We start from the raw sequence: 15,183 nt of genomic DNA, 5'->3' as shown, positions 1-15,183 counted from the left end.
TGGGCAATGACAGCACCAACCAAGCACCGCGTCGTCGTCGGCCTATCGGGCGGCGTGGACTCGGCCGTCACTGCCCACCTGCTCAAAGAGCAGGGCCACGAGGTGGTCGGCATCTTCATGAAGAACTGGGAAGACGATGACGACAGCGAGTTCTGCTCGTCCAACATCGACTTCGTGGACGCGGCCGCCGTGGCCGACGTGATCGGCATCGAGATCGAGCATGTGAACTTTGCGGCCGACTACAAGGACCGCGTGTTCGCAGAGTTCCTGCGCGAGTACCAGGCCGGCCGCACGCCCAACCCCGACGTGCTGTGCAATGCCGAGATCAAGTTCAAGGCCTTCCTCGACCATGCCATGCGCCTGGGCGCCGAGAAGATCGCCACGGGGCACTACGCACGGGTTCGCCAGAACCCGGCTTCGGGCCTGTTCGAATTGCTCAAGGGGCTGGACCCGTCCAAGGACCAGAGCTACTTTTTGCACCGCCTGAACCAGGCGCAGCTGTCCAAGACCCTGTTCCCCGTGGGCGAGCTGCACAAGACCGAGGTGCGCCGCATCGCCGAGGAGATCGGCCTGCCCAACGCCAAGAAGAAGGATTCCACCGGCATCTGCTTCATTGGCGAACGGCCGTTCCGCGAGTTCCTGAACCGCTACATCAGCCATGCGCCCGGCCCCATCCAGGACGACCGCGGCCGCACCCTGGGCAAGCACGTGGGCCTGAGTTTCTACACCCTGGGCCAGCGCCAGGGCCTGGGCATCGGCGGCATCAAGGAAAAGGGCGCGCAGCGCGGTGGTGGCGAACACGAGCCCTGGTTCGTGGCACGCAAGGACCTGGCAAAGAACACGCTGCGCGTGGTGCAGGGGCATGACCACCCCTGGTTGCTGTCGCACGCTCTGACCGCGCAGGACGTGAGCTGGACGGCCGGCCATGCGCCCGCACCGGGCGCCTACGGTTCCAAGACGCGATATCGCCAGCCGGATGCGCCCTGCACGGTCGTGTCGGCCGATGGCGCAAGCCTGAGCCTGCAGTTCCCGGACGCCCAGTGGGCCGTCACGCCCGGCCAGTCGGCCGTGCTGTATGACGGCGACGTCTGCCTGGGCGGCGGCGTGATCTTCAGCGCGTCGGAGTAACAGGTCCGGGCTCAGCGGATCCAGTGCTGCAGACCGTCGCGCTGCAGGCTGGCTTCGAGCAAGGCCTGCAGGCGCAGGCCGGCGTGCAGGTCCTCCTCGGTGGTTTCGTAGTGCATGCCGGCGAGCGACGCGGCGGTGGCCTCGTCCGTGCCGTGCAGCTGCGCCACCTGGGCGGCCAGGTCCGCCGTTTCCTGCGGGCGCAGACCGGTGAAGGCCTGGCGCAGGTCCGGCAGATGGGCCACAAAGGCCGCGTCGTCCCACTGGCGCACCAGCGTGTCCAGCCCCTGCAGCAGGGCCGGCAGGCGCAGCAGCAGCTCGGGCGCGGCGGTCATCATGCCGCTCAGGAACTGCACCGCCTCCTGCGGCTGGGCGCCGGGGCCGAAGCGCTGGCGCACCACTGCGTCCAGCGCCGCATCGTCCCAGTGGCCGTCGAGGTAGAGCAGCGCGGTGGCGGCGCCGGCCACGCCCGGTGCAACGCCGGCGCCGGTGGCAAAGCGCTCCAGGTGCTCCGTGAGCAGGCTGGCATCGATGGCATTGGCGTCTTCTTCTTCTCCCTCCAGGCTGGCGAGCAGGCGCCCCAGCTCGCGCAGCGAGAGCAGCAGGCGCACGGCCTGCTCCTGCCCATCCGCGGGCGTTTGCGCCAGCGGCGGCAGCAGGTACAGGGCGGCGGGCCACACGCGCTGCAGCAGGCCGGCGAGCTGCGGGTTCTGCTGCACGCCCAGCGGCTCGCGCGCACGCCACAGCGTGACCAGGCGGTGTCCGCATTCCACGACAGAGCCGAGCGAGGCATCCTCGTCGAGGTGGGCCGAGAGCATGGCCAGCAGCTGCGGCAGCCGCGCGTGCAAGCCCACCAGGCAGGCGCGCTGCAGCAGGGCCACGGCGGCACTGGCGCTGCGCCCGCGGCCCTGGTCGGACAGGGCCGCTTCTTCGCGCATGAGGCGCGCCAGGCACACGGCCTCCACACTGGCGCCGTCGCTGGCCAACGCGATCAGGCGCGCCTCGACCAGGGGCGACCAGGCGGCGCGCCATTCCTCGAACAGCATGTTCAGCCGGCTGCCGGCGATGAAATCGGGCCCGGCCACCCACTGTGCCAGGCCCGCATCGAGGTAGGCCATGGCGTGAAAGAAGCGGCTGCGCTCGCAGTGCGAGGGCTTGCGGTACAGGTCCAGCCGCACCGTGCGCGAGGCGCTGTCGTCCAGGCGCACGCCGGCGGCGCGGGCCAGGCGGCGCGCATCCTCGATCAGCGGCGGCGAGCCGGCCGAGGGCGGCACGTCTCCGATGCGCGTGCCGCCCAGGAAGGCGCGCAGGTCGGCCGTGAAGCCGCGCGTGCCCTCGTCCATCGCTCCCTTGACGAAGCACGAGCGGATCGCATCCAGCAGGTCCTGGCGGCCCGGCCCGGCGTTGCCGCGCAGTTCGGCCAGGCGCACGGCCTGCAGCGCGGCGGCCTGCACCAGCGCGGTGGAGACGGCATCCGTCTGGTCCTGCGCGCGGGTCTGCTGGGCGAAGCAGGCCAGCAGGTCCAGCGCCACCACCGTGAGGGGGTGGACCGCCGTGGCCGCGGGGGTGGAGGCGCGCAGGTCCTGGGCCTCCAGGGCTTCCCAGGTGCGCTGGTAGTAGCCCGGTGAGGGCATGCCCGCGCCATAGCCGTTGAGCGCATCGAGCTGCTCGAAGCTGTAGCGGATCAGCCAGGCATCGGGTTCGGTCGCCTTGGGGTTCTTTTTGGCGCTGGCGTTCAGGGGCTTGGCGGCTTTCCAGCTGCGCAGCAGCTCGGCAGTGTGAAAGCCCCCCGTCACCACCACGATGGGGCCCTTCACCTCGCTGCGCCAGCGGCGGATGTGCGCGGCCATGTGGCGCTCGCGCGGCAGGCTCAGCTCGGCCTCCAGCACCTCGGGCTCGTAGTCCTGCCGGGCCATGGCGCACCAGCTGAACACGTCGGCGAACAGCGTGCGCCAGTCGGCCAGGGCCTCGGGCGTGCGCAGCTCGAACAGCCGGTCCCACAGGTCGTGGTGGTCCACGCAGCCGAGCTGGCGCGCCATGGCGTTCAGGTAGCGGCTGTGGGCAAAGTGGCGTTCCTCCATCTGGCTGCGCGCGGTGTCGGGCGCCTCCGTGCCCTCCTCGCCGTCGCCGCCGCCGTAGCGGCGCTCCCAGGCCTTGTGGCGCCAGGGCAGGTCGATCAGCGCGATCTGCGCACCCAGGGCGGCACCCTCGCGCACGGCGACCCATTCTGGGCTGTAGTCGCACAGGGGGTAGAAGGAGCTGCTGGTCACGGTGCGCGGCCCGGTGGGCTCGGGCTCGGCCTCGGCCTCGATGCCTTCCTCGCCGGGCGCAGGCGGCTCGGCCTGGGCCTCTCGCGTGGCCTGGCACAGCCAGGCCACGGGGGTGCGGGTCAGCGGGTCCCGCAGCAGGGGCAGCAGGGCGTCGAGGTCGTCCGGGCCCTCGATCAGCACGGCCGCCGGGCGCACCTCGCGCAGCAAGTGGCGCAGTGCCCAGGCGCAGGCGGGGCTGTGGTGGCGCACAGGCACGAAGAAGATGCCCTCGTCACCGAGCAGCTGCGGCAGCAGGGTCGCGATCTCCGGCGGCAGGCCCGCGGGCTGCGGTGCTACGCTCACCGCTATTGCCACAGCGAGCGGGCCGCGTCGTGAAAGGTCTTCCACTGCGCATCGCGGCGCGCTCGCTCGCGCACCACGGTGTCGAAGTAGTGGCGCACGCGCTTGGCGTCGTCGGCACTGTCCTTGAGCACCACGCCCTGCAACTGGCCGGCGATCTCGCGCGGGGTGAGTTCACCGTTGTTGAAATGGCGCGCCTGCAATGCGGCCGCATAGGCCACGTTCACCGCCTCGGCGGTGGACATCACGGCATCGAGCCCCTTGATGGCCGTGCCCTCCTGCGTCTGGCCGGCGCGCAGCTCCTGGAAGGTGGTGACCAAGAGAGACACCACGTCGCGCGGCACGTTCACGGGCGCCTCGCTGCCGGCCAGTTCGCGCGCGAGCTGGGCCATCACCAGGTCCACCTCGAACCGGTGGTCGCGGATCGGGCGCACGGTCTCGAAGTTGAAGCGCCGCTTCAGGGCCGAGGACATCTCGTGCACGCCCCGGTCGCGCAGGTTGGCCGTGGCGATGATGTTGAAACCGCGCTGGGCGAAGAGGCGCGCGTCATCGCCCAGCTCGGGGATCATCAGCTGCTTGTCACTCATCAGCGAGATCAGCACGTCCTGGATCTCGGGCGGGCAGCGCGTGATTTCCTCGAAGCGCACCAGCTTGCCCGCGCGCATGGCCTGGTACAGGGGCGAGGGCACCAGCGCGCGCTGGCTCGGGCCCTCGGCCAGCAAGAGGGCGTAGTTCCAGCTGTACTTGATGTGGTCCTCGGTGGTGCCGGCCGTGCCCTGCACCGTGAGGCCCGAGTCGCCGCTGATCGCCGCCGACAGCAGCTCCGACAGCAGCGACTTGGCCGTGCCCGGCTCGCCCACCAGCATCAGGCCCTGGTGGCCCATGAGCGTGACGATGGCGCGGTCCACCAGCGGGTCGTCGCCAAAGAACTTCTGCGTCACCTGCAGCTTCGTGTCGCCCAGGATGAACTGGCGCACCGCGCGCGGCGAGAGCTTCCAGCCCGGCGGCCGGGCATGGCTGTCGGCCGCGGCCAGGCGGGCCAGTTCGTCGGCCCAGCGTTGCTCGGGCGCCAGGCGCACGGATTGGTTCGCGGAAGGTGGGGTGGTGCTCATGGTGTCGGTGGTGTGGGCGGCGGTGAGCGCGCACAGGGAGACGGGCTGCGCGCCCTTCGCAGCTATTTTGAACCAGCTTCAGGCATGCTCCGTAACGATCGTTCCATCGGGTGATGAATGCGCGTCGATCGCATGCTTACAATTTGCCCCTAGCCAGATGTTTCCTTGGGTTCACAAGGGGTCCAGCCATCAACCCCTTTGAAAGGCAACGACCATGGCGACCCACCCCACGACCTTCCTTGCAGCGCTAGCCGCTGCCGCATTGCTCTCGGCCTGTGCCGGCAGCCCCACCAGTGCCCCGGCAGCCCAGGGCCAGCCGGCGCGCCCCGCAGGCGGCCACGGCCTGCAGGCCTTCCTGGGCAGCTACGACACGAACCGCGACGGCCAGGTCACGCGCGCCGAGTTCGACGCGGTGCGCCTGCAGCGCTTTCGTGCTGCCGACGCCAACGGCGACGGCGTGCTGACCGAGGCCGAGTACGTGGCCGAGTTCGAAGGCCGCCTCAAGCGCCAGTACTTCGATGACGGCAAGCAGCCCGACAAGGCTTATGAGAATGGCATCCAGCAGGCGCACGTGCGCTTTTCCATCGTCAACCGTGCGCGCGACGGCCGCTTCACACCGGCGGAAGACGCCGCCATTGCAGACAGGACCTTCAAGGGGCTGGACACCGACGGCGACGGCACCGTCTCCCGCAACGATCCACCGCGCGCGGCACCGGCACCCGCCAATGGCGATTGAGGTGGCAGCGATTTCCGCGGCTGCAAACGCAAACACCGGGGCACGCCCCGGTGTTTTTTTGAGGGGGCCCATCCCGAGAGATGAAGCACCCCCTGGCTCGTATCAATCGTCGTTCGTCGCCAGGCTGATCAGGATGCGCAGCACGTACCAGAGCATCAGCGCGATCGACGCGAACAGGTGCAGCGCGGCACCTGCGGGGCGATCCGTGGGGTAGTCGTGGATGATGCGCGAGGTGTCGTACAGCACACAGGCGCCAGCGAACAGCACCATGATGCCGGAGAACCAGATACCCAGCTTGAAGCCGAAGATCGCGCCGGCCACGATGGTGCCCAGGGCCACCAGGCCACCCACCTTGAGGATGCCGCCCAGGAACGAGAAGTCGGACTTGCTGGTGAATGCCGTCCAGGTCAGCGCTGCCACCATCAGCAGCGTGATGAAGCCTGCTGCGCCGATGGCGCCGGGCGCCACGATCTGGGCGATGCCGAACAGCGGCGCGAAGATCAGGCCTTCGGCCAGCACGTAGATCCCGAGGCCCATGAGCTGGGTCTGGGGCTTCTCGGCGTTGTCGGCCAGGTACGAGGCCAGCCAGCCCACGAGCATGAAGGCGCCCATCACGCCCAGCCAGATGAACTTGTTGCCGCTGGCCATCAGCATCTTGGCCGTGGTGGTGGAAAAGCCGCTCAGCATCAGCACGGTGGACAGCACGACAAAGGCCAGGATGGCCGCGCCCAGGTGCTTGTAGGTGGAGACGATGAACTCGCGGCGCTCCATGGGGGAGCCGGACGGGTCCTCAGGGGTCAGTACATTGGTATTCACAAGGATGCTCCTCGGTTGGGGTTGCTACTTCTCACACAGGAAGCGGCCTTGTGGACCGCTTCCTGCCTCTCTCTCTTGGTAGGGGAATCAGGCCGCTGCCAGCTCGTCGGCGCGGCGCAGCTTGCGGTTGGACCACACGCCGGCGGCGCCCAGCAGCGTCAGCACGACGGCCAGCACCCAGATGCCGGCGCCGCTGAAGGACTGGGCCGTGGACGCGGCCTCGGCCTGCATGCGTGTGCGCGTGGCCTCATAGCTGATCACGGGCTTGCCGGCCATCACCACCTCGTAGACGATGTCGCTGTCGCTGCTGTCGTACAGCGCGGTGACCTTCTCGTCGATGATGTCGCTCACAACGGCCTTGGGCTCGCTGTGCGCGATGCGCAGCTTGCGCTCCTCGCCACCGGCATCAGGCTTGACGGTGATTTCGTAGTACTGCTTGGTGGAGCGGCGCTTGCGCTTGACCGTGACCTCGCTGGCGCCGGTGACCGTGCCGGCCACCGTCTGCAACTGCTCGCGCGCCGTGTAGGCGTGGTCGCCATCGGCCTTCCAACTGCTCCAGATGGCCAGGCCGGCCAGGCCCGGGCCCGCCAGCAGGATGAGCCATGCATAGCCCGTGATGAAAATCAGTATTTTTCGGACAAAACCCGGCATGAAAATTCCTCCCTCAATCATTCACATTCAATGAAATCCCGCACAGCTCATGGGCTGTTGTGCGGTGCAAGGGCTGGATCATCGCGGGAGTCTTCGCGCCAAGATGTCGCAAATTGTGAGAACCGAGAGACCTCACCGGAAAAACGTGAATTCCTTCCGGTTTTCGTCGCGCGATTCAAACAGTTACGGCTTGAAATCCTGCTGCGGGCCCTCTCCAGGGGCCCGCAGACAGGCTACCAGGGCATCTTCTTTTCCCAGTCCGCATCGAAGCCGGTGCAGGCCTGGGCGATGGCCAGGTAGTCGGCATAGGCCTCGGCCAGCAGCACGGGCGGCACGCTTGCCAGGGACAGCGTGCTCTCGCTCCAGCTGCGCGAACGGCTGTCCTCGAACGTGAGGGCCTTGAGCGCGGCGGCCACGTTCTCCTCGGGCAGGGTGTTGCCCGAGAACTCGATCGACACGCGCACGCCCACGCTGGAGAAGTCCTTGGTGTACTCGTAGAAGAAGCCGCCGTCCTCGGCCTGGGCGCGCTGGTACCCCAGCTTGGTGAAGGCGCCGCGCAGGGTGAAGCTGTCGCTGACCCAGCCCTGGCGGTCCTTGATCTCGGTGACTGCCAGGCCCTTGTCGTCGGTGAAGGCCAGGGTGGGCGACTGGCGCGACATCTGCGGGAACAGGGGCGCTGTCTTGTAGTCCTTGAAGTGCTTCGTCCACGCGGCGGCCGTGGCAGCATCGACCAGCGAGGCATGGGCCAGCCGCACCTGCGCGCCATCGCCGAGCTCCACCTCGTCGTCCTCGGTGTTGATCAGGCTGCCGTCCTCGGTCGGGCGAAAGCTCTGCAGCACCGCGCCCTCGGCGTCCACCTCCAGCCACACCAGGCGCTGCACCAGGCGGCCCGCCACGGGGTGGCGCTGCAGGTACTCGCGCCACTCGGCCACGGGCCACTGGCGGCCGGTACACATGGCCTCGAACAGGCGCGCGGTCTGCAGGTCGATCACCTGCTTGAGCTCCTTCTTGCTGGTGGAGAGCAGCGCCTTGGTCTCCTTGGTCTGCGCCGGGTCGTCGTTCTGGCGCGGCTCGGGCAGGGTCTTGATGGCCTTGCCCTCGGGGTTGCGCAGCTCGGGCTTCATGGCGGCGTCGAGCACCATGGTGAAGACGCGCTCGCCATAGGGCAGCGCCAGCGTGCCGGTGTCGTCCAGGCCGGCCGTGGGGATGGTGCGGTCAGCCAACTGGTCCTGCGTCCAGCCGTTGCGGTCGGCGATCTCCTGCACCAGGGCCCGGGCCTTGGTCTGCACCGAGGCCGTGCGGTAGCGCCGCGACAGGCCCAGCATCAGCTGGATCACCACCGGATCGTTGCCCGGGGCCACGCCTTCGAGCATGGCCTCGATCTGCGAGCGGCGCTGGTAGTGGTCGCGCATGTACTGCTGCAGCAGGGTCACGATCTCGTGGCCCGGCGCAAAGGCCGCCAGCGCCAGGATGCCCTTCTCGCCGATGGCGCTGCCCAGGTACTCGGACATCTTCTGGCGCTTGCATTCCTCGAACACCTGGTCCTCTGACTTGGCGTAGTCGGCCTCGTAGTACTGGCGGTACTCGGGTTTGGCGTTCTGGTAGCCCTTCTGGTAGGACTGGTAGCGCTGCGGCGCATGGGCCTGGGCGTAGGCGATGCCCTCCTCCAGCGGCGGGTGGCGCGTGTCCTGGGCGATGAACTGGCGCAGCACGCTGCTGCCCAGCGCCTGGCGGCTGGCGGCATCGAGCAGGCCCATGTAGCGCGTGAGCAGGGCGTTGCCACCGGGCTCCTTGAGCTTGCAGGCCAGCACCACCCACCAGCGCAGGATCTCGGGCTCCACGGCCGTGCCGTCGGCCCAGCGCGCGGCCGGCAGTGCATCCAGCGCGAACCAGGCCAGGCCAGCGGGGGGCTTCGCCTTGAGGCCCTTCTTCGCCTCGGCCAGCAGGATGGCGGGAGCCAGGCGCGGCGAGATGTCTTCGCCCAGGCCTTCCAGTGCCGTGAGGAAGGCAGCGCGCACCGTCTCGCGGCTCTCCTTTTCGAGCGCCTTGGTGAGGGCGGGAATGGCGTCGGCGTATTTCAGCTCGGCCAGCCAGTTGGCGGCCTCGATGCGCACCTCGCTCTTGGTGTGGGTGAGCGACTCCACCACCTGGCGGCCGATCTGGGGCAGCGTGGACAAGGCCTTCTGCGCCATGGGGCGGTGGGTCTTGCCCTCGCCCAGGGCCAGTTCCATCACGCGCGGCAGCCAGCGCGCGGGAATGCTCGGAAAGGTGGCCAGCGTGCGCAAGGCCGGCCCGAGCTCCAGCGTGCTCGCATACCGGTCCCCGTTGTTCTGCTGCGCCGCCAGGCCCAGGGCCTGGTCGATGAACTCGGGGTGCTCGGCGAAGAAGGGCCACACGCGCTCGGGTGGCAGCAGGTCGGTGGCACTGGGCGTGTTCCAGTAGTCGAACAGGGCCGTGCGGGCCACTTCGATCAGCGGGGTTCCCGAGCGCTGCAGCAGGTCGGCCAGGGCGCGCAGGTCCACGCTGCCTTGCGGCTGGCCGCCCAGCCATTTGTGGAAGCCGTCGTCGAACCAGAAGCTGCGGTTGTAGCGCGACACGCCCAGCCAGCGGATCAGGTGCGAGGGCCCGAAGGACGGCAGCGCAAACAGGCGGTTGCCATGCGTCACGGCCTGCGCCACCTCGCTGTTGCGCAGCTTCTCCATCTGCTTCTTGTCGAGCTGGCCGTTGAGCAGCGCCAGCGCCTGGCGCATGTCGTCCTCGGTCAGCTTGGCCAGGTTGGCATAGCTCTTCTGGCGCCAGTTGTACTTGTGCTTCTGGGTCTTGTTTTCCTCGGCCTCTTCTTCGGCGGCCCGGCGCGCACGTTCGATCACCTCGGTGCGGTTGGCCAGCAGCAGGGCCAGTGCATCCTCGCCCAGCGGGCTGTCGGCAAACGGGGTCCAGGGCGGGGCTCGGGCAGGTCCTGCTCCTGGGCGCCACCGGCGGCATCGATGCGGTTGAGCGCCGCCCGGATGGCCTGTTGCACGGGCTTGCTGGCCTCGCTGGCCAGCGCGGCTTCGAGCAGGCCGCGCGTGGATTCGGCGGGCAGGCGCGCGAGCAGCTCGGCCGCCTGGGTGCGCTGGCTGGTATCACCGCCGTTCAGCAGTGCGGCCAGCAGGCGCAGGCGTTCGGCTTCGGCGATGCCCTCGATGTGCGGCACGGCCTCGGCGCGCACGGTCTTGCTGCCATCAGCGGCCAGGGCCACCAGCAGCGGGGCGAAGGCAGTGCGCAGCGCCTTGTCGGGCCCGATGCACGCAGCCAGCACCACGCGGCCCGAGGCTGAAAGCTGTTGCAGCAAGGCCTTCACCGCATCGGCATGCGCCTGCATGTACACGGCCAGGGCGGGCGACTTCACCAGGCCGCCCAGCCGGTCGTGGTAGTAGCTGTCCAGGCCCTTGCGCTCGAACGCCAGCTGCAGCACCAGGGTCTCGTCCAGCCCTTCTTCGGCCAGCAGGCGGGCGACGAGATCGACCGTCCAGGCCGCGCGCTCCTTGCCCAGCTCGTGCTTGCTGCTGTTGCCTTCCTTGAAGCTGGCATGCAGCGCATCATTGACCAGGTACTGCAGCCAGTCGGGCACGGGCGCGCCGGGATGCTCCAGCGACTTGCCCGCATCGGCCGCCGCCAGCAGCTTGCCCAGGCGCACCAGCAGGGCCAGAGGCGGCTTGTCGGCAGGCACAGCGGCGTAGAACCCGGAGCGCCCGGCCAGGCTCTTCTTGCCCGCTGCCTCCAGGGGCTTGTCGTTCCAGAGGTTGAAGCCCCAGCGCAACCGGCCAGGCGAGCCGAGCAATTGGCCGGGCTCAAGGGCATGGGGGGCCTGCAGCTCCAGCAGCACGGCTTCGTGGGTGCCTTCGCTCACGAAGGCCAGGGCCTTGTCCGCCAGACCCGGCGCCGCCTTGTCCAGCGGCTCCATGGCCTGGCGCAGCAGGTTGTTCTGCGCGGTGCTCAGTCCATTGCCATCACTGCCCGAGCGGCCCGTCACCGCCCCCACGATCTTGTCCAGCAATCCCATGCGCGATCCCCTGTGGTCTGAATAGAGCCTCGCATTTTGTCAGCGCGCCATGGCGCCACCGTGGCGCCAGGCTGCGCCAGCGTGCAATTTGCCCGCTTTCAAGGTAATGGCTTGTAACGCCAGGCCAGTGCGCCGCGATGCAGCTATGCGTCGATGGACGGCAGTCCGTCGAGCTCCACCGTGCGCTGGCACAGCTGTTGCAGGCGCAGCGCGCCCGCCGGCTGCGGTGCGTTCAGGTGCTGCTGCAGGGCCGACGCCACGGTGTGCAGCCCTACCGAGGCGATGCCCGGCAACGCAGCGCCAAGGCGCTCCGATTGCGCCCCGGTGAGCGGCATGCGCCCGGTGGCGGCCTGGGTTTCGAGCACGTCGAGCACGGGGCCCAGCAGGCGCTGCGCGCGCGTGGGCTGGGTGGCCGCGGGCGTGGCCTGGTCCTTGCGCCATTGCACCAGGCGCAGGATGCGCTGGGCCAGCGGCGTGGGCCGCGCCGCCTCGGTCGCATAGTCCAGCGAAATGGCATGCACCTGGCCTTTGGCGTCGCTGCTCAGCAGCGACAGCGGCACCAGCAAGGTGGTGGCAGAGGTGCGCTCCACCCGCACCAGCACGGCGTGCACCGGGGCGCCGCGTGCGGCCAGCCGATCCAGGTTGTCCACGCGCTGCATGCTGGCGTCGCCCACGGGCACGGTCAGGTGCAGCCACAGGCCGTCGGCGTCCTGCACGGGCAACAGCAGCTGCTGGTGTGCCTCGTCGAGGATGGGGGTGCGCGTGGCGGCCGGGCGCAACAGGATCAGTTCGGCGCCATCGCCCGAGAGACCCGTGGCCGCGCTCAGCTGCGCCGTGAGTTCGGCCCAGCGGCCGCAGCCCAGCGTGGCCAGACGCGCATCGCCCGCTTGCCAGGGTGCCAAGGCCTGCGCCCGGGCCGTGCCGGCCAGGGCCAGCCGGTCGTCGTCGGCCAGGCGCGGCTGCTCCAGCCGCAGCGGGGCCTGGCACAGGGACTGCGCGGCGCCCACACCGGGCCACACGGCATGGATGTGCCAGGCGCTGTGGCGCGTGAAGCCCGTGTCGCTGCCGTCGGGGCGGGCCAGCACGGCCTGCAGCAGCCGCTGGCCGGCCAGGTCCCAGAAGGCCAGGGTCAGGCCACGCGCGCCGCCCAGGGTCTGCCACCAGTGGGCGCCCAGGGGCAGCAGTTCAAGGGCCGTGGTTTCGTCGAATGCGCGGCGCAGCCGGCCGCGCAGCGCGGCGGTGCGTTCCACCGCCTCCTGGCCTTCAGCGGGGGCACGCAGGGCATCGCACAGCGCCTGGATGCTGGACATCAGCGCCAGCGCATCGCGCTCCTGCATGCGGTGGTCGCGCCGCACCAGACCGTCGACCATGCCGCCCAGGTTGCGCAGCAGCGCGGCCAGGCGCGGCAGGCCTTCGCCGCGTGCCGACATGTTGAGCGCCAGCAAGCGTGCCGAGGCCTGCTCGCTCACGTGAGACAGACCGCCGGTCAGCAGCTCGTGCAGCATGGCCTCCACCTGGGCGAGGAAGGCGCGCTCGCGTTCGCCCAGCGCGGCGGTGGGCTGCTCTGCCGCTGCGGCAGGGGCCATTCCCTCGGGCCAGGGCAGCGGCTCGCCCAGCACCTCGCGCAGGGCCGCCAGCGCGATCAGGTGCACGGCCTTGCGCTCGCGTGTGGGCACTTCGGACACCATGCCCTCGTAGCCGGCACCGGCCACATAGCGGCAGGTGGCGCCCAGCGCGGGCAGGTCCATCACCAGTGTGCCGCCCTGCACGCGCCACTCGATGCCGCAGGGCAGCGCTTGCACCGCGCGGCGCACGGCGGCCACGCCGGCCTGCTTGAAGAGGGCCGGGGCCTGCAGGGCACGCACTTCGGCCAGCGGGTCGGCGGTGGTGGCGGGGATGGGCTCTGCCGAGCTGTCTGGCGCGACCGGTGCTTCTGCGGTGGCCGTGCCGGGCTCCAGTGCCCGCAGCCACAGAGCCGCGCCCAGGATGTGCTTGCAGATGCCCGGCGCCGGGCAGTCGCACTGCGCCTTCTGCGGGCCCCGGGCGTCGAGCTGCACGCGCTGGCCATCGGCCTCGACCACGCCGCCGTCGGCGCCCTGCTCGGCCCAGAGCACCTTGCCTGCCTCCACGTCCTTGGCCGCGCGGCGCAGCAGGCCCGCGTTGGCCAGGGCCGTGAGGGTGTCGTCGTCGTAGGCGCGGAAGCTCTCGAACCAGGCGGCCATCGTCACTCCATCACTTCCGCAAGCCACTGCGCGAAATGGGTGGGTGTGAGCGCTGCCACGTGCATGCCTTTGTTCGCCAGGCGCTGCGCCATCTGGCGGTCGTAGACCGGGTTGGCGCCTTCGTCGAGCGCGGCCAGCCCGAGCAGCTTCACGCGCGCCTCGGCCATGCGCGCCACGGCCGACAGCAGCGGGCCGGGGGCGGCGCCTTCCTCGAAGTCGCTGATCAGCGTGAACACCGTGCGCTGCGGGTTACCGATCAGCGACTCGCAGTAATGCACCGCGCGCCCGATGTCGGTGCCACCGCCCAGTTGCACCGTGAGCAGCACCTCCACCGGGTCGTGCGCCAGGTGCGTGAGGTCGACCACGGCGGTGTCGAACACCACCAACTTCACGCGCACGGCGGGCAGCGAACTCATGATGCCGGCGATCACGGCACTGTAGATCACCGAGTCCATCATCGATCCGCTCTGGTCCACGCACAGCACCACGTCCCAGGGCAGGCTGCGCTTCACACGGGCGTTGAACAGCGGGCGCTGGATGACCAGCTGGCGCCGCTCGGCGCTGTAGTTCTTGAGGTTGGCCGCAATAGTGGCGCGCGCGTCGAAGTTCTGCGCGTTCTTGACGAGCGAGCGCCGCTGGCGGTTGCGCCGGCCCACCAGGGCATTGACGAAGTCGTTCTTCAGGCGCCGGGTGATCTCGCCCACCGTCTTCTGAATCACCTCGCGCACCGCGTCGCGCATGGCACCCGACAGGCGCCCGCGCATGCCCAGCAGCGCCTTGGCCAGGCCCGGCGTGGGGTCCATGGAGCGCAGCACGGCCGGGTCCTTGAGCAGGTCGGTGAGCTGGTAGCGGTCGATGGCCTGCGTCTGCATGCGCTCGAAGACTTCCTGCGGAAACAGTTCGCGCGAGCGGTTGAGCCAGTCGATGGCGCGCAGCTGGCTCGGGTCGAGCGAGCCGGCTGCGCCGCCCGCAGGGCGCGCCAGGCCCCGGCCGTCGTACTCGCGGCCGTAGAGGTATTCGAGGGCCTGGTCGAGCTTCCAGTCGCCCGCATCGAACTGCGCATGCGACAGCGGCTGCGCGGCATAGCGGCCCAGGATCAGGCGCCAGCGGCGCAGGGCCTCGTCGGGGCGGGTGTGGTCGGACTCAGGGCTTTCCATGGCCATTGGTGCCCATGCGGGCGAAAAAAAGGCCCGCAACATGGGCGGGCCTGGACAGGAGCCATGGGGCTGCGAAGGGCTGCCGGGTTCCAGCGGTCATGCGCAACACGCCCTTGTGCGACCGATCAGAACGGGATGTCGTCGTCCATGTCGTCGAAGCCCGAGGCCGCGCGGGGTGCAGGCGCAGGGGCCGGGCGCGCGGCCGGCGCAGCGGGGCGCTGCTGTGCAGGAGGGGCGGGGCGGCGCTGTTGCTGGGGTGGCGCGTCGTAGCCACCACCACCCTGGTCGCCGCCGTAGCCGCCGCCGTCGTCATAGCCGCCGCCCTGCTGGCCACCACCGCCCTGGCCGCCGCCCATGCCCTGGCGGCTGCCCAGCATCTGCATCTGGTCGGCGCGGATTTCGGTGCTGTACTTTTCCACGCCCGCCTGGTCGGTCCACTTGCGCGTGCGCAGGCTGCCTTCCACGTAGACCTGCGAGCCCTTGCGCAGGTACTGGCCGGCGATCTCGGCCAGGCGGCCGTTGAAGACCACGCGGTGCCACTCCGTGGCTTCCTTCATTTCGCCGCTTTGCTTGTCTTTCCACTTGTCGGTGGTGGCAATCGTCACGTTGGCCACCTGGTCGCCACTGGGGAAGGTGCGCATTTCAGGGTCGCGGCCGAGGTTGCCGACGATGATGACTTTGTTCACGGATGCCATGGTGCTGCTCTACCT

11 protein-coding genes are annotated in these 15,183 nt (G+C 69.6%); 2 read left to right on the top strand and 9 right to left on the bottom strand.

The window, feature by feature from the left end:
- Nucleotides 1-6: 6 nt before the first annotated feature.
- Complete coding sequence (gene mnmA, locus AC0IZS_RS07965) at nt 7-1,128, top strand: tRNA 2-thiouridine(34) synthase MnmA (RefSeq protein ID WP_471635136.1); 1,122 nt, start codon at nt 7-9, stop codon at nt 1,126-1,128.
- Between the two features lie 11 nt (nt 1,129-1,139).
- Here mnmA and AC0IZS_RS07960 read toward each other — a convergent pair whose 3' ends face one another.
- Both AC0IZS_RS07960 and AC0IZS_RS07955 read right to left on the bottom strand, forming a co-directional pair.
- Nucleotides 1,140-3,737 carry a DUF5682 family protein gene (locus AC0IZS_RS07960; protein ID WP_471635135.1) on the bottom strand — a complete coding sequence of 866 codons (2,598 nt, stop codon included), beginning with the start codon at nt 3,735-3,737 and terminating at the stop codon, nt 1,140-1,142.
- 2 nt (nt 3,738-3,739) lie between these two features.
- Nucleotides 3,740-4,846 (bottom strand): ATP-binding protein, encoded by a 1,107-nt coding sequence (locus AC0IZS_RS07955; RefSeq protein ID WP_471635134.1) that lies wholly within the window; start codon nt 4,844-4,846, stop codon nt 3,740-3,742.
- A 214-nt stretch (nt 4,847-5,060) separates the two neighbouring features.
- Here AC0IZS_RS07955 and AC0IZS_RS07950 point away from each other — a divergent pair, with 214 nt between their 5' ends.
- Nucleotides 5,061-5,582 carry an EF-hand domain-containing protein gene (locus AC0IZS_RS07950; protein WP_471635133.1) on the top strand — a complete coding sequence of 174 codons (522 nt, stop codon included), beginning with the start codon at nt 5,061-5,063 and terminating at the stop codon, nt 5,580-5,582.
- A 102-nt stretch (nt 5,583-5,684) separates the two neighbouring features.
- Here the strand turns inward: AC0IZS_RS07950 and AC0IZS_RS07945 are convergent, their stop codons facing one another.
- From AC0IZS_RS07945 to ssb, 7 genes are all read right to left on the bottom strand, one after another.
- Nucleotides 5,685-6,398: a Bax inhibitor-1/YccA family protein gene (locus AC0IZS_RS07945; RefSeq protein ID WP_471635132.1), complete on the bottom strand. Its 714-nt coding sequence runs from the start codon at nt 6,396-6,398 to the stop codon at nt 5,685-5,687.
- Nucleotides 6,399-6,485: 87 nt separating this feature from the next.
- On the bottom strand, nt 6,486-7,049 hold the full coding sequence (locus AC0IZS_RS07940; RefSeq protein ID WP_471635131.1) for a hypothetical protein: 564 nt from the start codon (nt 7,047-7,049) through the stop codon (nt 6,486-6,488).
- A 233-nt stretch (nt 7,050-7,282) separates the two neighbouring features.
- Nucleotides 7,283-9,919 carry a DUF4132 domain-containing protein gene (locus tag AC0IZS_RS07935; protein ID WP_471635130.1) on the bottom strand — a complete coding sequence of 879 codons (2,637 nt, stop codon included), beginning with the start codon at nt 9,917-9,919 and terminating at the stop codon, nt 7,283-7,285.
- On the bottom strand, nt 9,916-11,094 hold the full coding sequence (locus AC0IZS_RS07930; protein ID WP_471635129.1) for a hypothetical protein: 1,179 nt from the start codon (nt 11,092-11,094) through the stop codon (nt 9,916-9,918). The genes AC0IZS_RS07935 and AC0IZS_RS07930 overlap by 4 nt, the downstream gene beginning before the upstream one ends.
- Before the next feature lie 143 nt (nt 11,095-11,237).
- On the bottom strand, nt 11,238-13,316 hold the full coding sequence (locus AC0IZS_RS07925) for an SWIM zinc finger family protein (protein WP_471635128.1): 2,079 nt from the start codon (nt 13,314-13,316) through the stop codon (nt 11,238-11,240).
- Nucleotides 13,317-13,318: 2 nt separating this feature from the next.
- Complete coding sequence (locus tag AC0IZS_RS07920) at nt 13,319-14,473, bottom strand: VWA domain-containing protein (RefSeq protein WP_471635127.1); 1,155 nt, start codon at nt 14,471-14,473, stop codon at nt 13,319-13,321.
- Between the two features lie 125 nt (nt 14,474-14,598).
- Complete coding sequence (gene ssb, locus AC0IZS_RS07915; RefSeq protein ID WP_471635126.1) at nt 14,599-15,168, bottom strand: single-stranded DNA-binding protein; 570 nt, start codon at nt 15,166-15,168, stop codon at nt 14,599-14,601.
- Nucleotides 15,169-15,183 lie beyond the last annotated feature (15 nt).

This window comes from Acidovorax sp. AC410 (assembly GCF_979253235.1).
Note: the sequence above shows the minus strand (reverse complement) of the source record. Positions and strands in the feature narration are given on the sequence as shown.